Source organism: Serratia sp. KH_031 (genome assembly GCF_057839655.1).
Map to the genome: position 1 here is coordinate 4,266,396 of NZ_CM174496.1, position 20,750 is coordinate 4,287,145.

Genomic DNA, 20,750 nt, shown 5'->3' on the forward strand with positions numbered 1-20,750 from the left:
CCTGTGCATTCTGGCCCAGGCAACTTTTTTCCCAGACGCGCATTTTCAGCCCGTTACGCCATTTTCCTCAACGCTGTTAAAGAGCAAAATCGGTCCCCTTGCCACAATGGTATGAAGCACTTAGGGCTTAGATATAATAATCCCCTCAAGTTGGCTGGTTACTACTAGGCTCAGATCAGATCTTCACCATTTAACAGTACAATGACATTTTCCTTACCAAGTTCATTTCTAACCATATCGGCTATTTCGTCAGTCGATATTTCTAATGCTTTATTGTTCACATCAATGTAAAAATATGATTCAGGGTCTAAACCAAATTCATTAGATATCTCTTTGTCAAAAGGTCCCAATGTTCTTGCTTTATACAAAATGTAATGCTGGGGGAATACCTTTGGATTACTTGATAAAAGACGATCCAACTGAGGTTGTAGCTCAGAAACTGAAAATTTAGTGTAACACCTTATACTTATTGACATATTCCCTCACTTTACCCTAATCGCATTACCGGATTTATCGATAACAATTAGCTTATCCATACCCAACACTGGCCATTGACTGAACTGGTTTTGTAACGCTTTCATACTCACCTTAGTATCAGAAATATTGATTACGACATTGGTAGTTTGTCCCTCATCAATCTTTCCTTTTACTTCAGTCCAAATATTTCTAACGCTACTAGATTTTGGCGCATAGTGATCAAAAATCTCACCATTAATCCGGTAATCTGGATTTTTGTTTCCAGCTATAGAAGGGTTTTGTTCTACATAAAACCCTGATTGAGAAAGAATTTTAGCACTCTCATTTTCTCGGTTTAGAGAGCGAATATTCTCCTTCGTCATACCTGGTTCTATCTTAGTGACAGGCCCCGTTAACCCCCCCTCAGACTTCGTAATCACATTACCGATAGAGCCGGTTTGCCATATGGTAGAGTTACCCGGTGACACTATTGCGCCATCTGTCTTACCTATAACATTATTTCCCGCAACGCCACCAAAGATAGCCGCTGTCCCTAAGCCGATATTTAATGCACCTTCGCCGTAGTTGCCATCAACGACCTGGCCGATCCCAGTACCGGCTTGATAACCCCCACCTGCTGCCAGCGTTGAACGAGCAATAATCCCCGGAGCACCCGGCAAAGCGAGTAAAGCATCGGTTCCTAATGCGGCCTGACCGGACTGTACGCTATACCCTTTCAGATAACTCAGCGCCTCGTTATACGCTTTGGTATCTCCTGTGGAGGCAACAAACGCTTTGCCTGCGACCAGTGATTGAATAGCGTCAGCCGCTTGCTGTGGGGTATACCCGTACATAGACTGAAGTTCATGACCATACTGGTTAAGCAATCCAGCTAGCTCTTGCTTCTGGCCTTCTGTCAGTGGTTGGCCTGATTGGTACTGTTGCAGCAACACATTGCTAGCTCGGTCTTCATTCGTCAGCCTGACGATATTCTGTGAAGCCTTTAGCAGGTTTTTACCAGCTTTCTGATCCTCAATAGACTTATTCAGCGTTTCAGCTTGTTGTGGACTAAGGAAGTTATTCTCCACCGCATTCTTACCCGCAATCACTCCGCCTGCAGCACCCGCTGTGCTATCACCCGCCAAACCGCCTGCCAGCCCTGCGGCCAGTTGACTTAGTGCGCTAACATTCAGCTTCTGCTCTTCCGTCAACGTCGCGGGGTCTTGTCCCGGATAGAGTTGCTCGACAATAAGCCGTGCCGCCAACTCACCACTGACCGCGCCCGCTGCACCTGCCGCCGCATTGTTACCCGATACCAACGCTACCAATGCACCCGCCACCGCATGGGCTGCTGCGTTCGCCGCCACATTGGTGGTGCCATCTGCATTTTGGGTACGCACTTTGATTTCCTGCGCAAGATAGGGAGCCAAAGCACCCCCGGCCACCGCACCCACATCCCCACCGGCAATCCCTGCCAAGGCCGCGCTAATGGCGGAACCCGCCAACCAGAATCCGCTGCCAACGCCGTACTGTTTCTGCGCCGCCTGATATTCCGGCGAGGTGGTCAGCATCCGCTGTTTTTCCGCATCCGAGGCGTTCAAATATGCCGGGTCACTCGACAACCGTTTCGCCGCTTCGCGCTGCGCATCCAACATCTGTTTGCTGCTGTAATCCCCCACCAGTTGGCTCGCGAGTTGGGTGACGCCCTGCGTAAACGCCAGATTGTCCTCAACCTTCTGTTTGTCGAAGATTTTGTCGATATGTCCGTTGGCGTTCGCCGTATCTCGACTCAGGTCGTTAACGTCTTGCATTTGCTTGTCGGTATCGCGGATATCAATATTGCCTGCCGCAATCGCCGACTGAGTGGTACCCGACGCATTCCCTTTCTCTTTCGCCAAACCACCGCTACCGGGGCCACCGGTCGAAATCCCAAAGCCGCTGCTGCTGGCGTTGTAGCTCGCTTCGTTCTCGATGGCATTCCAACCCAGAGTGTCGGTGGAAAGCTGGTTGTGAATCTTGTCGGCGGTGCTGGCAATCACCCCGCCGTTAAGTTGCGTGTGCTTACCGACGTTGACGTCAAAACCTTTGTCGCCCGCAAATAAACCACTCTGTTCACCGACGCTGGCGTACTCGCTGTCTATCTTCGTTTTGTTAACGCTTAGCGAAGCCGAACCGGTCATCGAGCCGAAAGTGAAACTCGCACCACCGCTGACATCTTTTTGCTCGCTGTGGTAATCGTCAGTGTCTTGTAGGCTACTGATTGTGAGGTCACGCCCGACATCAGCAGTGATTTTATCTCCCAACGCCTGCGCACCGGAAATCACGGTGTCGCGTCCACTACTCAGGTTCAGTTCATCTTTGGCGCTGACTCGCGTATTCACGTACTCGGTGCTGTTACCATCTGATTTGCCTTTCGACCGGTAACCACTGGCAGACACACCAATCCCAGTTTCCTGCCCCAACGACACATGCACACCCACATTCCAGCCACTGCTGTTGTTCTTGCTGGTCTGTTCATTGTTATTGGTTGCCGCATCCAATATCAGGTCATTTTTCGCCGCCAGTGTGACCTTATTGCCCGTCACACCGCTGCCGCTGATGTGCAAGTTACCGTCAGTACCTTTACTGCCCGTCGCCACCATGGTGACGTTCTCACCCGCCGACAGCGAGCTGCCACGTACCTGATTTTGTAGCGAATCCGATTCAGATGTGCTCTTGCTTGAGCCAACGCTCACCTGCACTTTCACGCTGTTGGACAACTCACCGTTCTTGAGCGCCTGCGCCTGGTCGGCACTGGCACCCGAGTTCATCCACCCTACCCGTGCCGCCTGTACGGCGTACAACGCTTTCAGGCGGTCATCACCAGTATCATCAGCGCGCTTGAGCGAATCGTTTATCGCTAGCAAGGTATCGGTAATCGGGCTGGAAATAGCCACCGTCAGCCCGCTCTGTTTCTGCTCGTAGCGCTCTTTACGCCGCAGCAGGTCATTACCGGGGTCAACTGTGATGCTGCCTGCCGCTACGTTCAGGTTTTTGTCGGCTATCACATCCGCGCCACCAATATGAGCCTTGCCGCCAGCGACGATATTCACATCGCCGCCGGTGCTGCCCACGGTGCTGACGCTCTGGCTTTGGGTGGTGCCGTCTTCATTGAGTTGATGGCGCGACGAGGTGCTGCCGAAGGTGACGCCGAATCCGCCGCCGCTGAACATGCCGCTCTTTTTCTTCTCGTTCAGTCGATAGGTCGATTGCTCTTCCGTCGCCGCCACGATATCGACGTTATTGCCTGCTTGCAGCGTCACAGTACCATCGCCCACCACCGACGAGCCTTTAACGGTCAGGTCGTTACCCGCCGACAGACGCACGTTGTCGCCGCTCAGCATGCTGCCTTTCTCATGCGTGGCGTAGTCTTGTTCCACCGTATGCGTGGTGGTTTTGGATAAGAACCCTTTCTTGGTTTTGGTTTCTTCGAAGAAGTGGTAATCGCTTTCAGTGGCGCTATTGAGCGCGATATTGCGCCCTGCGTTAACCGCCACGTCGCCGCTGGCCTGCACCTGCGCTGCGTTTAACGTCGCATCACGGCCTGCGGTAATACGCGTGTCGCCGCCGCTAGCCAGTTCGGTGCCTTGCTGGCGTACCGATTCGTCAATCTCTTGACGACGGTTGCCTTTGCTTTCGCTGTAGTCACGGGTTTCTTGCGTGGTGAGATTGACGTCACGCCCGGCGCTTAGGCTGAGGTCGTTGTCCGCCACCATGGCCGAGGCTTTGGCGTTCAGGTCACGCCCGGCCTGCAAGGCCAAATCCCCACCGCTACTCAAGGTGCTGCGCGTCGCCCCTGTAGTACGTTGTTCATCACCGTTGTTCTGCTGACGTTGGCTGTTTTCTTGCGTTTGCAGGTGGATATCGCGCCCGGCACTTATCGTGGCATCACCTTGACTACCTAGCTGACTGGCTGCCAGACGCACATCTTGCCCCGCTTGCACGTTCAGTACCCCACCGGCACTGACGTCTGCTGATTGGCTACCGTGGCTTTCGCTTTCTTTCACCCCGCCACCCCAACGCCCACCATTACGTTTATCGGCGCTGTACGTGGTGTTGGCGAGGATATTGATGTCTTTCCCTGCCCACATGTCCATCGCGCCACCCGAGGTGACCTGTGCGCCGAGGATGTCGATATTCTTACCGGCGCTCAGGCTCAGAGAGTCACCGGCCTTAATGGTGCCCATGTCACCGATTTCAGTGCGTGACAAGGACAACGACTGATTGCCCCAACCGCTTGAACCACTCGCGTCCCATTGACGGGTTAAGGTCTGGTTGATGATGCTGCCATCCAAGCTTTCCAACCCAACCTGCTGGCCGCTAATGGTCGAGCCGATATTGCTGATATCGCCGATGGCGCTCAGGTCCAATGCCCCTGCGGCATTCAGCAAGCCGCCATTGAGGTTGCTGATACTGCTTCGGCTGGAGAGGCTCAGCAAGTCGCCGCCCTGCATCGTGCTGCCATCGTTAACGATGCGCCCACCGTTCAGGTTGACGTTATTCCCAGCGATGACGCTACCGTTGAGTGGTGCGGTGTCACCTTTCGCTAGATACAGTTTCGGTGCCAGCACGGTTTGGCCGTTGATAGTCACCTTCTCCCACCAGACAATGCTCTTATCGAGCGCCGCCACCTGCGCTGCCGTCAGGCTGACGCCAAATTGCAGCCCCAGCCCTTGCTGCGCCCGCGCGGCGTTATCAATCAGGTAGCGCATCTGCGCCAAATCAGAACCGACTCCGTTGATATAACGCTGCCCGGTCTGGTGCAGCATGGCGTTGCTGATGTAACGGGTGTCGAACGCCGCATCGCCGAGGAAGCGGTAGTCGTAATCCGGGTTCAGGTTCAGACGATTGAGGAAGTAAGCCGAGCCGATAAACTGTTTCTCATTGGTAAATTGGCTACCGGTCTCGCGCGGTGCGTTGCCCGGTTGTTGCCCCAGCAAGGCGTACAAGTCGTTGAACAGGCTGTCGTCCAGTTGCCCCAAGCCGTCCAGTTTGGGGTTGGTGGTGATGAGGTACGGGCTGTTCGGGTCGGGGCTCGGCACAAAGCGTCCGCTGGTGCCACTCGGCAGCGGATAATCGGCCAGTTGCGCCGCATTACCGAGGTCGCTCAACGCCTCATGCAGGCTGTCTTGCCATGCTGGCGTGCCAATGGTGACGGTCTGGTCACCGTTTAACCCCTGAGCCTGCGTGCCGCTGATGGCATCCGGCTTTTGCACCGTCTCTAGGGTAGGTTTGGCGATGGTTGTGCTGATGCTACCGGCGTTAGGTGTAACGGTGGTATTGCTGATGTCGCTGGTGAAGTTGGCGCTGAGGGTGCCGCCCGCTTGGATCACAGAACGGTAGAGTTCGCTGTCAACACTTTCTTCATAGGTCGGCCCGCCGACCAATTCATAACGAATGGTGCGGTACTCATAGCCTTTATCTCTTTCTCTGACAAAATTAAAACTGGCTATATTACCGCCACTATTGAAAGCAATAATATCCTTACAATTATAAGTGAAATCGTATTTATACAACTGATATTGAGAGACTTTTCCCGACTTCACGGAGTAGTTATTGAGTTGATTACCAGTAAGCGTAAGATTACCGCCCGTCAAAATCTGGCTAGCATTATTCTCTAAAGAACTGGCAGCAATCGCCATATTGCCTGCGGAGGCAATACGAGCAGCACCGCCATTAGCACTAACAAGAATCTCTGACTCACTGATTAAGAATCTCTTCTCATCCTGCTTTTTGTTAAATCGGACAACATAGCTGTCCCAGCAGTGCTCATTTCGTCCACCGCCTGAGCACTGGTAAGTTTCGGTGTATCCTAGTTCATCAAGTCCCAAATCCGTCAGCTTGACGTCAATATAGGTATCATCTGGCGTTCTCACATCCGTCTGTTTTGTTTCAACCGTCAGTCCCTCCCGTTGATTCAACAGATGCCCGGTCTTAATAGTGATATCGCCGTTTTCCGTTTCGATAGTGCCGGAGGTGTTGATGATTTCCGTATTGGCATTGCCTGCCGCGTCACGCTGCATCCACAGATTATTACCCGCCAGAATATCGCCACGTTGGTTGGTGATACGCTCTGCCAGCAATTGCATATTGCCGCCGCTGTACAACATCGCGCTGTTGAGCAAGTGCCCCACCGCCGACAGTACCAAGTCACCCGCCGTACCGATAAAACCGTGGTTGGTGAGTTCGCCACGGCTGAGCAGTTGCACTAATCCCACCGCTTGCAGACTGGCTCCGGCGTTTTGCGTGATGCTATTCGCCTCAATCCGCACATCGCCGCTACCCGCACGCAACGACCCGGCGTTAACAAACTGTCCGCCACTGCGCAGTTCCAAGCTCTGGCCTTGTACCGTGCCGTTAATCGTCAGGTCACCGCTGCTGTTCAGGCTGAGCTTGTTACCCGCCGCCAACGTGCCTTGCTGGCTGAATGCGGCATTGAGCGTTAGCGCCAAGTCTTTTAGCGCCGCCAACTGACCGAGTTGATTCAATACATTGGTGGTCAGGCTCAGATTACCCGCGCTGAACAACTTACCGGTGGCGCTGTTGTCGATTTGCTTCGCTTGTACGTCCAACAGGCTGGTTGCCAGCACGGTGCCACTGTTGTTCAGGGTATCGGCGTTTTTCAGACGCAGTGATTCACCCTGCATCGTGCCGCTGTTATTGACTGTGGTGAAACCGAGATGGTTGTCATTGGCCGCTATCAACGTGCCGCGGTTATCTAAGGTGGTGCCGTTCAGGGTCAGTGTTTTGGCCTGCAACCCGCCATCGTTGGTCAGTTGTGGTGCCCTGATGGTCAACGCATCGGCGCTCAGCAGTTTGCCGCTATTGTTGAGCACGCGCGACAGCGTGAAGGTACTGACGCCATCGCCTTGAATCTCTCCGGCGTTATTCAGTTCTGCCGCATTCAAGGTCAAGGCGTTTTGACTGCGTAACGTGCTGCCTGCTAACTGATTGAAAATCCCCGTCAGTTGGATATCGACGTTGTTCTGCCCCAGCAGCACGCCGCCGTGGGTGACGTCGGTAGCAACCAATTTCAGGTATTGGCCTGTACGCGCCCCAGATTGTTGACACTATTGGCGGTGAGCGTCAGCCCACCACCACTCAGCATTTTTCCGCGGGCACCTTGTTCAACGTTGCCGCTCATCGTCGCATCCAGTTGCTTAACGCCGGTCAAGGTGCCGCTGTTGCTGAGTGACTGCCCACGTAATTGCAAGTTGCTCGCCTGCCAGCTTCCCGCGTTAGTGAGTGCTAGCGCAGTTATCGCCAAGGCGTCGTTCGCCACCAGTTGGCTACTGGCGGCACTGGTAATATTGCCGGTCACATCCAGTTGAATGGATTTCGCTTGCGCCGTACCGCTATGGTCGAACTGCCGTGCCGCCAGTACAATGCGCTCCCCCTGCCACAGCCCGACGTTGTTCACCGCATCCGCCGTAATGTTCAGCTCACCGCCACTCAGCAACTTACCCCCCGTGGCGTTATTCACATCGCGCTGCAATTGCAGCACCAGCTTTTGCACACCAATCAGGTTACCGCTGTTAGTCAATGCATCCGCGTTCAGTTGGGTAGTTTGCCCCTGCATTTCACCGCGGTTAGTGACCTGCGGGGCCACCAGCGTCAGAGCGCTTTCGCTCAGGATTTTACCGTCGTTAACCAGTTCAGCAGCCTGCACATGAACCGCGCCAGAACTCAGCAGTTGCCCACCGTTGTTCAGTTGCTGTTGCACCTTCGCCGTTAAGCTATCGCTGCCGAGTGCGCTGCCGCTGTTGTTCCAGCCATTCGCGGTCACATCAACCGTTTTGCCTTGCACTTTACCGGCGTTGTCTAACCGCTGCCCATGCAGAGCCAGTGCCCCACCCGTTAACAGACGTCCATTCAGGCGGTTTTGCAACGCGTTGAATGTCAAAGAAGCATCGGTCGTGGCCTGAATCAGTCCACCGTTGTCCAGGTGGTTTGCGGTAAGCGAAAGGTCGTTAGCCGCCACGGTGCCGCTATTGCTTAGGGAGTCTGTGTGGAGCGTTAGTGCTTCACCGGCAATCAGCGTGCCGCTGTTATCCAGCGAACGGGTGAAGGCCAGTGTTAATGTCGGTGCACTGATTTGCCCGGTGTGGGTCAATTGCTCGCCGCGCAGGGTCAGCGTTTGCCCGGCCAGCAGATTGCCTTGCTGATTCAAAGTCTGGCTGGTCAACGTGAGAGACGTCTCCGCCTGAAGTTGACCGTATTGATTCAGTGACTGGCTGTTCCAGTCGATAGCCTTCGCACTGATGGCTGCCCGGTTATCTACCGCACCACCGGTCAACTGCACATCCCCCAGCGTGGTAAACACGCCCGCCAGTTGCGCACTCTTTGTGGCAGTCACCGTCATGCCCTGTTTGGCCTGCGTCTGGGCGCTCTGTGCCATCTTGAGCTGCTTTGCATTCAGCGTCAGTTGCTGGTCGCTGGACAGCAAGCCCCCCAGTTGCACGTTGTTACCTTGCAGCCCAATATCGCCACCGCTCAGCAGCGAAGAACCCGCCAACGCATTCAAGCTACCGCTGTGCGAGATACCCTGTTTACCCAGCACGCTACCGCTCAGCAAAAACTCCCCGGCTTGTACGGTGAGCAGGCTGTCGCTGTACAACGCACCGCTGACGTTCAATCCGTCACGCACGGTCAGATTCAGCCCTTGCTGAGAGCCCAGCAATCCGCTGTTCGTCACGCTATTCGCGGTGACCGTCTGCGCACCAGCTGATTGCACTTTCCCGCGGTTGTTCAGTTGCCCCACATCGAGCCGTTGGGTGCCTTGCGCTTGCAGCAAGCCGTGGTTGGTGAGGTTGTTCGCCGTGAGTTGGCTGTTACCGTTGGCGGCCAACTGCCCACGGTTAGTGAGTTGATTGGCGCTGACGGTCAAATCGCGCCCGGCGGTCAAGGTGCCCTGCCAATCGGCGTCGCCGCTCAATGTCAGCCCGACGTCCCCTTGCGCTGCCAGACGGCTTTCCGCGCTCCCCTGCAAACTCCCGGCGTTCAGGTTCAACTGCCCACCGGCCAGCATTTTCCCTGCTGTCACCAGCTGTGCGGCCTTGAGCTGAATATCGCCCTGAGTGTTCAACGTGGCGTTTTCCAGCGCCAAATTACCCTGACTGGTCAGTGCCATCGCCTGCGCTTGATGTTCACCGCCCAAGGCCACGTCGGTGGCATTCACCGTCAAGTTGACCTGCGCCAGTGAATTATTCAGTGTCACTTTGCCGCTAGCGTCCAGACGAATATCGCTGGCACGGGCATTGAGGTCGCCGAGGTTAACGCCGACCCCTTTTTCGCTCGACACCAGATGGATACGGTTGGCGTACATACCGCCGAGCGCCCCAGTATCAATGGCGACTTTCGGCACTTCGCCCACGCCGGCTATCGGCGTCACATTGCCATTCGCATCAATCCGGTTGGCACCGAGTTTCACCTGCAAATCTTTGGCATGCAGTTGGGCGTTGATGTCCGTGGCGCGGGCAATCAGCGCAAACTTGTCACTTTGGCTCGCATCCAGTCCTTTGCCCTGAATGGAAATCGCGCCCTGCGTCACTTCCAGCGCTTGCAGCTTGCCGTCTGCACCCAACACCGGTTTACCGGTGGTCAGCGTCGCGTTCGGGGTATTGATAAAACCGCAGCCGTTACAGGTGATGCCATACGGGTTGGCGACCATCACGCTGGCGCCTTTACCCGCGACTTCCAGATAGCCTTGCAGTTGCGAACGATTCGGCGCGACCACCTCGTTGATGATGCCTTGCGCTTCTTTACCGGCTTGCAGGTTGGGGTTGTTCTGGATCAGGCCGCCGAGCTGGGTCGGGTTGAGCTGCCCGGTGGCGTTATTGAGGATCAGCCCTTGCTGATCAACGTTGAAATCGTTGTATTTATTATGCGAAATCCCGGCCTGATTGGGGGTGGCGATATTGACCACCGGCACGCCGTTGGCGGCCTGATCGACACGGGTATTGCCTTCGGCGACGTTGACGCCGTTGGCAAAAGCAGGTAACAGAGGCTGCCACGCCAAGAAGCCACACAAGAGGTAGCTCAGCAGGCGCTGCGCGGTATTAATGGGTTGTTTATTATCGTTTTTCATCCCTGAAACCTTTTCTGCTAATTAAAGTACGAAGCTGATGCGGTAATAAATCGAGACAGAATCTGGCTTAAGCCAATCTGGATACGCCAACGGCCAACCCACGGTGAACTGGCTGCTGAAATAGCGGTTACGATTGCCAAGCCCTATTGCGCCGCCCCATAGAGTGCCAGAGGCATAAGCATCCAAATCGTCATGATGCAGATAGCCGCCATCGATAGCAGCTAATGCATTGATACTGCCGATAAAAGGCAACGTCACTAGCGACCAGTTGACTTCGTTACGCCAGTAACCGCCTTTATCGCCAGAAAGATATTGCTCTTTGAAGCCACGTACCGAGCTCTCACCACCAATGGTCAGCCGCTCGCTGCCGTATAGACGATCATTAGTCCACTGACCATACAGGCTGGTGAGATAAGTCCAGTCCTGCGCCAGTGGCAGGTAGTAGCTGCTAGAAAGTGAGAATTTATGGAACTCGGCCTTGGGGGCTTCTTTGATTTTGCCGCTGTCGTCTTCCGCACCCAACCATGGCACACCGCGGCTGTAAGCCGGATTCAGCGTGGCAAATCCGCCCCACAGTTTTTGACTATGGCTAACGCCCAGCGTCACGCTGGTTAGTTTGCGGCTGCTGCTTTCCAGCAAGGTATCGTTAAGGTAATTACGGTTGAGGCGGTGGGTTAAACCGAGGGACATACCGGTTTTCATGTCGCCATCGCGGAATAACACCCGTGACAAGCTCAAACGATGCGTCTGGCTATCGCCGCTGGATTGCCAATCAAACCCTTGATTATCAATCGTCGACAGATAGTCACTGTAGGAATAGTTGTAATCCATCGTCCAATAGCCATAAGGCAGGCTAACACCTGCCTGAACGCTACGCGCATCGTGATCGTTAGCAAAATCGCTACTGCGAGCACCGGCGACAAACCACTGATCGGCTAATCCCAATAGGTTGTTACCGGTTAACGAGCCATTGAGCTGTCCGGTTCCGGTACTTTTTTGACCACTGTTATCAAAACCCAAGCCCAGTTGTAGCGGGAATTCAGGTTTGCCACTCAGGTTAACCACCGAGTAACCCGGTTGACTGCCCGGTAGGATTTCGATTTGTACTGGTTGCTGACGCAGGCGATTAATCTGCTCCATGCCCTGCTCAATATCACGCAGGTTCAGGATCTGACCTTGCAGGCCGGGGAACGCCATTTTTAGTGCGCGATCGTCCTGCTTCTCGAGCAAGATCTTCTCCAGCTTACCTTCCAGCACCAGCAGTTTTAACTCGCCGCTCGAAAGATCCTGCTCGGTCAAAAACGCCCGACTGGTGATGTACCCTTTGGCGATATACCAGTCGGAAACCTGCTGTACCAGCGTCTGAATCTGATTCAAGCCAAGGCAGCGTTGCAGGTAAGGTTGAGTCAATTGGCGCTGTGCGCTAGTCGGCATATGCTCTGCATCGAGCAGCTGAATACGGGTGATGTTAAAACAAGGCCCTTCGGGTGTCGCTGTAGCAGAAGGTGGTGCAGGTAAAGTCGGCGTCAGGCTGCGTTGCAGCTCCTGTCGCTGCTGCTGATTTTGCTCCAACAGTTCGCGTTGTTGCTGTTGGATCGTATCGCGATCCGCTGGGCTCAATAGAGCAGCATTCGCACTAATAGAGAAAGAAAAGCACAGAAAAATGACTGTGATTCGTTGAATTATCGAGTCCATTCAGAGTTGCCACCGTATAATTTTGCGGCATTTTAGCGAGCTGTAACTGGATATTTCAAGTGTAAAGTAGGGTAACAATCATTAACTACGCTGATTAAATTCTCCTTATTTGGCTTTTATAAGTAAAAAATACAAGTAACCGGTGAGTAAGACTTAACTAAATAAGGAAAGGTGTAAAAAAACAGGGGATTTGTCTGAAGTGGCGAGTTGTCGTTTTCATTTTCACTCGGCGTGATAGTGATACCTTTCGTACAAAATAACCCAGCACAACCCCACCGTTCATAGGGTGGGGTTGTTTCTTGCTATCATCGCCATACGGCATAACGTTGCAGATTATTTAGCCGGACTGCTCAACCCACTGACCAGATCCAACCTTGACCCCCACGGATCGCGCTGTTGCTGGCTGGCAGGCGCGCCACTAGCCGGGAACACCATCAAATTATCTTTGTCGGCTTGATAAGTTTGCCATTCAGGCAATTTTTTACCGTTCGGATCACCATTACGCGCGAAGTTGATCCAATACTGATGCATCAAGCTAGCCACCTGACGATCCTGCTTGGTCAGTTGCTTGCCGTAACGTGCGGGGAGTGTATTGAACACATACGGGATCTCACTGGCATGTACTGCCGCAGGCCATTCGTGACGCATACTCTGCGCGACGTAACCAAAACGGTATTGATAAGCTGGCAACCCGGCTTCACTGAATACCTTTGCCACATAACGTGCTGGCTCGACCATAAAGCGATCGCTCGCTAGCATCTCTGCCATTTGTTGTGGCGTCTTCGCACCTGCGGCTTGATACAGCGACAGCGCAGTTTGATAATGTTCCGCACCAAACGGTGCTAACGCCTGTTCATAACTGCTGGCCGGTGGTGCGAAACCGATATCCATATCGTTAGCACCAATCATCAGCGGTATTTTGGCAAATGTGCCCTGACGATAAACATCTTGCGGCTCACCTGTGATGATTTCACCATCGATCATCGGCCCAGAATAGGTCGGTTGATTCATGGTCGCCATGTTCAACCCGTCCACCACTTTATCTGCTGGCAACGCACGCAGAGCCGCTAATGCCTGCGCATCCTGCCCATCAATTCCCCAACGTTTACCAAACGCTAACCCGGCCTGTTCAGCCTTTTGATAACTCACTCCCGGCGTGATGTTCTGTCGCCCGGAACCTGATTCGATAATCGCTTTTTGGAATAGCCCACTGGCTTGTGGCGTGGTCAGTAAACTCACCACTGAAAAACCGCCCGCAGATTCACCAAACAGAGTTACGTTATTTTTATCACCGCCGAAAGCCGCGATATTCTCTTGTACCCACTTCAGCGCCGCTATTTGATCCATCAGGCCGTAGTTGCCTTTCAAGGCATCTTGCGCCAACGCCGGGTGGGCGAAGAAACCAAAGCGTCCTAAGCGATAGTTAAAACTGACTAATACTACGTCTTGGCGGGCAAACTCGCTGCCGTCATACACTTCTGGCGAAGACCCGCCATTAACAAAGCCGCCGCCATGTATCCACACCATTACTGGTAAGTTCTTGGCACTGTTCTTAACCGGTCGCCAAACGTTCAATACCAGACAATCCTCACTGGTAGCCACACCTAATGGCGCTGCATCACCAGGGAAGGGGATCTGGGCGCAATCGTGACCATACTCTTTAGCCTGACGCACACCTTGCCAGGCCGCAACGGGCTGTGGCGCACTCCAGCGCAGATCTCCTAGTGGTGGTTGTGCATAAGGAATTCCCTTGAATACCTCAACACCTTTATCTACGACCCCCTGTAAGCGCCCTTGCTCAATGGTTACCGTATGTTGTGGAGATGCAGAAACACTTCCAGCAATCATCACCGCTATCAATGTTGAGTATTTGAACCATGGGTTGTTTTTATATTTCATTGTTTTACCTACCTTTATATGAGTATTGGTAGGTACGCTAACACGACAGTTCACGGTAAACCGCTATCCACATCACAACCTCAAACGGGTTATACCGACATGGATAGCCCTGCGGCTTCATAAAGAAAATTAACCTAATAAAGATGCAGAGCTATTTTTGTATGACTTATCCTTTCTTCTCGGTAAATTCAAAACGTGGTGAAACGATGCCGTACAACGACCAACCAAGGAAGGTGGCGATCGCGCCCCACATCATGGCTTCTTCGCCGGAGCTATACAGCGCATAGAAGCTGTACAACGCACCAATACCGGCAATGATATTGGCAATTCTCGCTTTGTTTTCCGGCACTTTGGCGACTTTCTGAATAATCACCAACGCCGCCATCGACAAGATGTACGGAATAATATTGGTGACTACCGCCAGATTGACCAACACGTTGAATTGCTTATTCAAAGACGGACTGATGGTCATTAACGACAGCACGCTCTGGATAATCACGATGGTCAACATACCTTTCACCGGCGCATCGGCTTTAGTGACCTTGGAGAAAATTTTCGGGAAGAAACCGCTGTCCGCCGAGGATTTGAATACCTGAGCGATGGTGAATTGCCAGCCCAGCAGCGACCCCACGCAAGACATCACCATCAACGCCATGATTACCTTGCCGACGGTTGGGTTGAACATATGTGAGAATGCCAAACCAAACGGCGCGGTCGAATTAGCCAGATCCATATTCGGTACAATACCGGCAATCACGTTGGTGGAAACGATGTAAATCACCGCCGCACCCAAAGTACCGCCCAATACCGCGATCGGCACATTGCGCTCTGGGTTCTCTACCACATCGGTGTTGGCACAAGCAGATTCCAAGCCCAAAAATGCCCACAATGTCATGGAAATAGAAGCACCGACGGCTTCAAAAGTCGGTACTGCATGGGGATTCCAAGCGGCCATATAAGCACTACCGCTGAACCAGTACCAACCGATGATGGAAATCCCCACCACTGGGATAATCACACCCCATACGGTAATTCCACTGATTTGCCCGGTAATGCGCGCCCCACCGAAGTTCAGCACCGTCGCCAGCCACAGCACCCCAATAGTCGCGATACAAATACCGATCGGTGTCAGATTGACGCCAAATAATTCAGTACCGTATCCCACGGCGGAAATAGCAATCGCGATATTGGCGATCAGCAGAGACACACCATAGGTATAGTTAGCCATAAAGTTGCCGGATTTACCGAAGGCATATTCGGCATAACCGCCCATCCCGCCTGATTTACGGCTAAACATCCCGCATTTGGCGAAAGCGTAGGCCAGCGCCATCGAACCAATGGCCGTCACCAGCCAAGAGACGATCGAAATCGTCCCCACTTCCGCTAGCTTGGTTGGCAGCATAATTATGCCGGAACCCATCATGTTGACCGCGGTGAGGACCGTTAATTGTACGACCCCCATTTTATTATTAGATTTGCTCATGTTATTTTCTCTCTTAAATGGCAGCGGAATTACCGCCACCATGTCAGTTGAATTAATGTTTCATCACATAGCCATAAGCACGATTCCAGCTATCTTCATCTTGCTGGATATAAACACCCTGCAATTCCGGCGCAAATCCCGGTAATAAGTTAATCCCTTCTTCCAGTGCCAAGAAATAACGTTGAGCTGCCCCACCCCATATTTCACCCGGAACCACACACAGCACTCCCGGTGGATAAGGCAACGCCCCTTCCGCCGCAATTCGCCCTTCGGCTTTAGCGAGAGAAACTAATTCCACATTACCGCGCACAAATTGGGTATTGGCGTCTTGTGGATTCATTGCCACACGTGGGAAATAGTTTTTACGGAACATTTCTTTTTGCAATTCTTTAACGTCATAGCTGACATAAAGATCGTGCATTTCTTGGCACAGTTGACGCAGAGTATAATTTTGATAGCGCTGCTGATTATTTTTGTACACCGTCGGTAATACTTCACTCAGCAGAGAATCCTGCTCAATGTGTTTTTCGAAGCGAGCGATTAACGCTACCAAATGCTGCATTTTGGCAATGTCTTCCGCCGGAGTGAGCAAGAACAGGATCGAGTTAAGATCGCATTTTTCCGGCACAATGCCGTTTTCACGCAGATAGTTAGCGAGAATAGTCGCAGGGATACCGAACTCGGTGTACTGGCCGGTGGCGGTATCAATGCCCGGTGTGGTGAGCAACAGCTTGCAAGGATCGACAAAATACTGTGATTCTTCATAACCTTCGAAGGCATGCCACTTTTCGCCTGGGACAAAGTTGAAGAAACGCAGGTCGTTAGTCATCGCTTCGGTGGAGAAGGACTGCCAAGGCTTACCGTCGATTTCGCTTGGAACGAACGGTTTGATCAGGCTACAGGTATCCAACAGCATTTTGCGAGCTTCAATACCGATGCGCACACACTCTTTCCATAAACGCTGACCGCTTTTGCCTTCGTGCATTTTGGCGTTGACGTCCAGCGCGGCAAACAGCGGATAGAACGGACTGGTCGAGGCATGCAGCATAAACGCGTTGTTGAAGCGCTTATGGTTACAGTAGCGATCTTGCCCTTTGATATGTTTGTCTTTTTTATGGATCTGAGAAGTCTGAGAGAAACCGGCCTGCTGTTTATGTACCGATTGAGTCACGATAATGCCCGGATCGTTTTCATTCAGTTCAAGCAGCAGCGGCGAGCAGTCTTTCATCATCGGAATAAACTGTTCGTAACCCACCCAAGCAGAGTCAAACAGGATGTAGTCACACAGATGACCAATCTTATCCACCACCTGACGTGCGTTATAAATAGTGCCGTCGTAAGTGCCCAGTTGGATGATCGCCAAGCGGAACGGGCGTGCTTCGTTAGCGCGTTCTGGCGCAACTTCACGAATCTGCTCGCGCAGATATTTTTCATCGAAACAATGAGCGTCGATACCGCCGATAAACCCGAACGGATTACGGGCAGTTTCCAGATAAATCGGTGTGGCCCCTGCCTGAATCAGCGCACCGTGGTGGTTTGATTTATGGTTGTTGCGGTCAAACAGGACTAAGTCACCACGCGTCAACAAGGCGTTAGTCGCGACTTTGTTAGAGGCAGAAGTCCCGTTGAGTACGAAGTAGGTTTTATCCGCGTTGTACACTTTGGCTGCGTGTTTCTGTGCATCGCACGGCGCACCTTCATGAATCAACAAATCACCCAATTTGACGTCGGCGTTACACATATCGGAACGGAATAAAGTTTCGCCAAAGAAATCAAAGAACTGACGCCCCGCTGGATGTTTGCGGAAGAACTCACCGCCCTGATGCCCCGGGCAAGCAAAAGTGGCGTTCCCCATTTCGACATACTGCGTCAGGGTATTAAAAAATGGCGGCAGCAATTCAGATTCATATTTCACCGCTGCAGCTTCCAACTGCTTGCCGTAGAACTGGGTATTCTTACCACAGAGTTCAAACACCCCATGCAGCGCAGGCAATGTGGCGTTATCCAATTCTTCTTCACAACATACCGCGACAAATACCGGAATATTCAGACCCGTGTCTTCCAGTTGCTGCACCATGCCAGCTGCGACATCCTCAACCGAGAGCACCACAGCGGCAACATCGTTAAAATCACTGTGATGAACATCAACAATATCGCGTTGAGTATTAAAACAGGCCAGAGTTTTTACATTAGCGGCAATTTTTAATTTATTCATTTTCTCATTCTTCAGGCAAAAATATCCCTACAGCCGATCGATGTGATTAGCTGGAAATATTTTCGTTAAAATAAAGGTGTGCAAAACCGTAGTAATCTCCGTTAGGAATTACACAATTTGCAGATTATTTTACGAACGTATCTTGTACGTAATTGATCGTTTACGGAGTCTAGAATTACGTCTGACCAAAATTAAGGCCGAGACTATCCATTACACATTAGACGTAAGGAAATTCACAAATAAAGAAAGTACGTTCCGCGTTGGATCAAAACGTAGAGGAGGTGGGCTATCTGAAGTTAAAGAAGGCAAAGCTAAAACAACTACGGTGAGCCATCATCATTAGGTGAGTTGTCCGCCTGATGTGCGCCATTTTTCGGTTATTGTTTTCCATTTTCTCTTCCATCTCTCTGATTGAAAGTTGGCGACATTTTAGCGCTGGTGACATTTTAAAATGTGATGTAAATCACGTAAAAATCCCAGTTCATAAATAAATATTCATTTGTTATGCATATGGTTGCATAGAATGTGATTAGCAAGATCTTTCTTATGTAAATGAATTGATAAGTAAGAGCGCTACCAAAAAATGAGTATTAGGATGTTTTTTTGTAACATTGACATGAGTGATATTAAATAGACCATGTATCATTCAAACGATGTGGGTATGTTTTTTTATTGTTATAAAAACGCAAAATTCAATAATGAATTGAAATTCAAAAAATGAGAATTAATATTCAATTTTGTATTAATACATCATTATCCATAATTGTGATCGTCTTCAACAATAGGACATTCAGTATTCTGAAAAAGAGGGCTTGATGAAGATAACCGAAGATCGGCCGTTGATCAGTCAGGAAACTTTTCGCGTTGATGAGCAACCGCCATGATTCTAATCACCTCATCAGCAACGATATAGACAACTAGTAATGAAGCTAGATTAATCAGTAGTTTACGTACCTGCCCATAGCAAGACTTTCCCAACCCAGGGTTATCAAGTAGAAGATTAACCTTCTCTACTAGTTCGTTATCAGCCCATTCAGCGGCCACCGGGTTCAACGAGTACAAAAATTCAAAAATACGCCCCCGATCCTGTAGGGCAACAAAATCCCACTCGATGCGCATAGCTATCCTTATTTTTTAGCGTACTTCGCTCTTATTTTATTTTTAAAATCATCCATTTCTGCTTCCGCTTGTTCAGCGCTGATATAAATTGCACTGCCTTCATGCAAGCGAGCAAAAGCAGCATCAACTTTTTCTTTCAGCCAATTTTCATGTGCCTCTGCGGCACGCTGTTCATCTGCCATTTGTTCAGCCAAACGCCGGCAAGCCTCACTTAAGGTAATACCTTTCGCTTCTGCTGCCTTCTGAGCCAATTGTTTGGTTTCATCTTCGATCCGGAACTGGATACGGCTTTCCATAAATACGTCCTCTTGGTCAACATACCACCTATGACGTTAGCACAATTGTGACAACAAAATAAATCCAATAGATTGTTTTTCATTCATACAAACCGCCACTCATCACTGTAATCACCTCAAACCTCTCATTTACCTGCCCCAAAGAGTTCATCTTTCCGCCACCTGCTCGTCACCTGATTGTCATTTAACGCCTGCACCATAACGGCAACTTAGTTACCGGGTGCCGCTCATGAAATCCATTGTATTGCTCCCCACTGACAGTGCCCTCAGCCCGCGGAGGTTTTTGTTATGATGCAGTTATCTAGACATCCGACCAGCTACCCAACCCGCTACCAACAAATTGCCGCTCAGTTGGAACTGGAGTTACGTTCTCAATACCGCTGCGGTGATTATTTACCATCCGAACAACAACTTGCTGAACGCTATCAGGTCAATCGCCACACTTTACGTCGTGCCGTCGATCAGTTGGTTGAACGCGGCTGGCTGCAACGCCGCCACGGCGTCGGCATTCTGGTGTTGATGCGCCCTTATGATTACCCGATACACGCCCATACCCGTTTTAGTCAGAACCTGCTCGAGCAGGGCAGTCACCCCACCAGTGAGCGCTTACTAGCTGTTTTACGCCCGTGTCATGGGCATATCGCTAGTGCGCTATCGCGTGAAGAAGGAGAAACGGTGATCCACCTGCGAACTTTACGACGCGTCAACGGCGTACCGATGAGCGTGATCGACCACTACCTGCCTGATCTGGACTGGTGGCCAGCGCTGCAACAGTTCAAAAGCGGTTCTTTGCACGAATTTATTGAGCAACACATTCATCAGTCGCTAACCCGCAGCCAAACACGCGTCAGCGCCCGGCTGGCACAGGCTAAAGAGAGCCAATTGCTGACCATTGCCACCCACGCGCCGCTGCTTTGCGTGCGCACTCTGAATACCTGCACCGGCAGCGAACGCGTGGCGGAATACTCCGTCAGCCTAGCGCGCGCCGACATGATCGAACTGACGATGGAGCACTAAATGCAAGCCTTACAGCCGAGACAACGCTGGATGTCGGTGTTGGCGCACAGCCAACCACAGCAGTTGCGCAGCCACTGGCAGGCGCTGAATCTCAGCCCTACTTATCACAGCATTCGCGCCCCCGAGATTGGGCTGGCGCAGTTGCAAGGGCGTATGGGTGCCACCGGTCGCCGCTTTGTTTTAGGGGACATGACCGTCACCCGCGCCGTGGTGCAACTGGCAAACGGCGGCTATGGCTACAGCTATATCGCCGGGCGCGACAAACCCCACGCCGAGCTGTGCGCGCTGGTCGATGCTCTGTTGCAACAGCCAGACAACACGGAACTGTTGCAACAGCGATTGATTGAGCCGTTGGCCGCCATTCAACAGGAACAGCGTCAGCTACGCGCCCGTTCGGTGGCCGCTAGCCGCGTCGACTTCTTTACTTTGGTGCGAGGGGATTAA

General features: G+C 51.9%; 11 protein-coding genes and 1 pseudogene. 2 read left to right on the forward strand and 10 right to left on the reverse strand.

The window, feature by feature from the left end; translation table 11 throughout:
- Positions 1-170: 170 nt before the first annotated feature.
- The 10 genes and pseudogenes from AC3ISQ_RS19250 to AC3ISQ_RS19295 all read right to left on the reverse strand — a co-directional run bounded on the left by AC3ISQ_RS19250 (position 171) and on the right by AC3ISQ_RS19295 (position 19,289).
- Positions 171-476, reverse strand: coding sequence for a hypothetical protein (locus tag AC3ISQ_RS19250; protein ID WP_489349097.1), 306 nt, complete (start codon positions 474-476; stop codon positions 171-173).
- Between the two features lie 6 nt (positions 477-482).
- Positions 483-7,526 (reverse strand): hemagglutinin repeat-containing protein, encoded by a 7,044-nt coding sequence (locus tag AC3ISQ_RS19255; protein WP_489349099.1) that lies wholly within the window; start codon positions 7,524-7,526, stop codon positions 483-485.
- Positions 7,527-7,816: 290 nt separating this feature from the next.
- A pseudogene (locus AC3ISQ_RS19260) lies at positions 7,817-10,582 on the reverse strand (two-partner secretion domain-containing protein); the annotation flags it as partial.
- A gap of 21 nt (positions 10,583-10,603) precedes the next feature.
- Positions 10,604-12,277 (reverse strand): ShlB/FhaC/HecB family hemolysin secretion/activation protein, encoded by a 1,674-nt coding sequence (locus tag AC3ISQ_RS19265; RefSeq protein ID WP_489349100.1) that lies wholly within the window; start codon positions 12,275-12,277, stop codon positions 10,604-10,606.
- Between the two features lie 333 nt (positions 12,278-12,610).
- Positions 12,611-14,176: a carboxylesterase/lipase family protein gene (locus AC3ISQ_RS19270; RefSeq protein ID WP_489349102.1), complete on the reverse strand. Its 1,566-nt coding sequence runs from the start codon at positions 14,174-14,176 to the stop codon at positions 12,611-12,613.
- Between the two features lie 166 nt (positions 14,177-14,342).
- Entirely contained in the window at positions 14,343-15,659 is a 1,317-nt protein-coding gene (potE, locus tag AC3ISQ_RS19275) for a putrescine-ornithine antiporter (RefSeq protein ID WP_489349103.1), read from the reverse strand.
- Between the two features lie 52 nt (positions 15,660-15,711).
- The gene (gene speF / locus AC3ISQ_RS19280; RefSeq protein ID WP_489349104.1) at positions 15,712-17,874 is read right to left on the reverse strand and encodes an ornithine decarboxylase SpeF; all 2,163 of its coding nucleotides are present in this window, start codon (positions 17,872-17,874) and stop codon (positions 15,712-15,714) included.
- 286 nt (positions 17,875-18,160) lie between these two features.
- Entirely contained in the window at positions 18,161-18,319 is a 159-nt protein-coding gene (gene speFL / locus AC3ISQ_RS19285; RefSeq protein ID WP_489349106.1) for a leader peptide SpeFL, read from the reverse strand.
- Positions 18,320-18,717: 398 nt separating this feature from the next.
- Positions 18,718-18,993, reverse strand: coding sequence for a type II toxin-antitoxin system RelE/ParE family toxin (locus AC3ISQ_RS19290; protein ID WP_489349108.1), 276 nt, complete (start codon positions 18,991-18,993; stop codon positions 18,718-18,720).
- Between the two features lie 8 nt (positions 18,994-19,001).
- Complete coding sequence (locus AC3ISQ_RS19295) at positions 19,002-19,289, reverse strand: type II toxin-antitoxin system RelB/DinJ family antitoxin (protein ID WP_489349110.1); 288 nt, start codon at positions 19,287-19,289, stop codon at positions 19,002-19,004.
- Positions 19,290-19,580: 291 nt separating this feature from the next.
- On the opposite strand from AC3ISQ_RS19295, the gene phnF reads away from it, so the two are divergent.
- Both phnF and phnG read left to right on the forward strand, forming a co-directional pair.
- The gene (gene phnF, locus AC3ISQ_RS19300) at positions 19,581-20,306 is read left to right on the forward strand and encodes a phosphonate metabolism transcriptional regulator PhnF (protein WP_489353391.1); all 726 of its coding nucleotides are present in this window, start codon (positions 19,581-19,583) and stop codon (positions 20,304-20,306) included.
- Entirely contained in the window at positions 20,307-20,750 is a 444-nt protein-coding gene (gene phnG / locus AC3ISQ_RS19305; RefSeq protein WP_489349111.1) for a phosphonate C-P lyase system protein PhnG, read from the forward strand. It begins immediately after the preceding gene.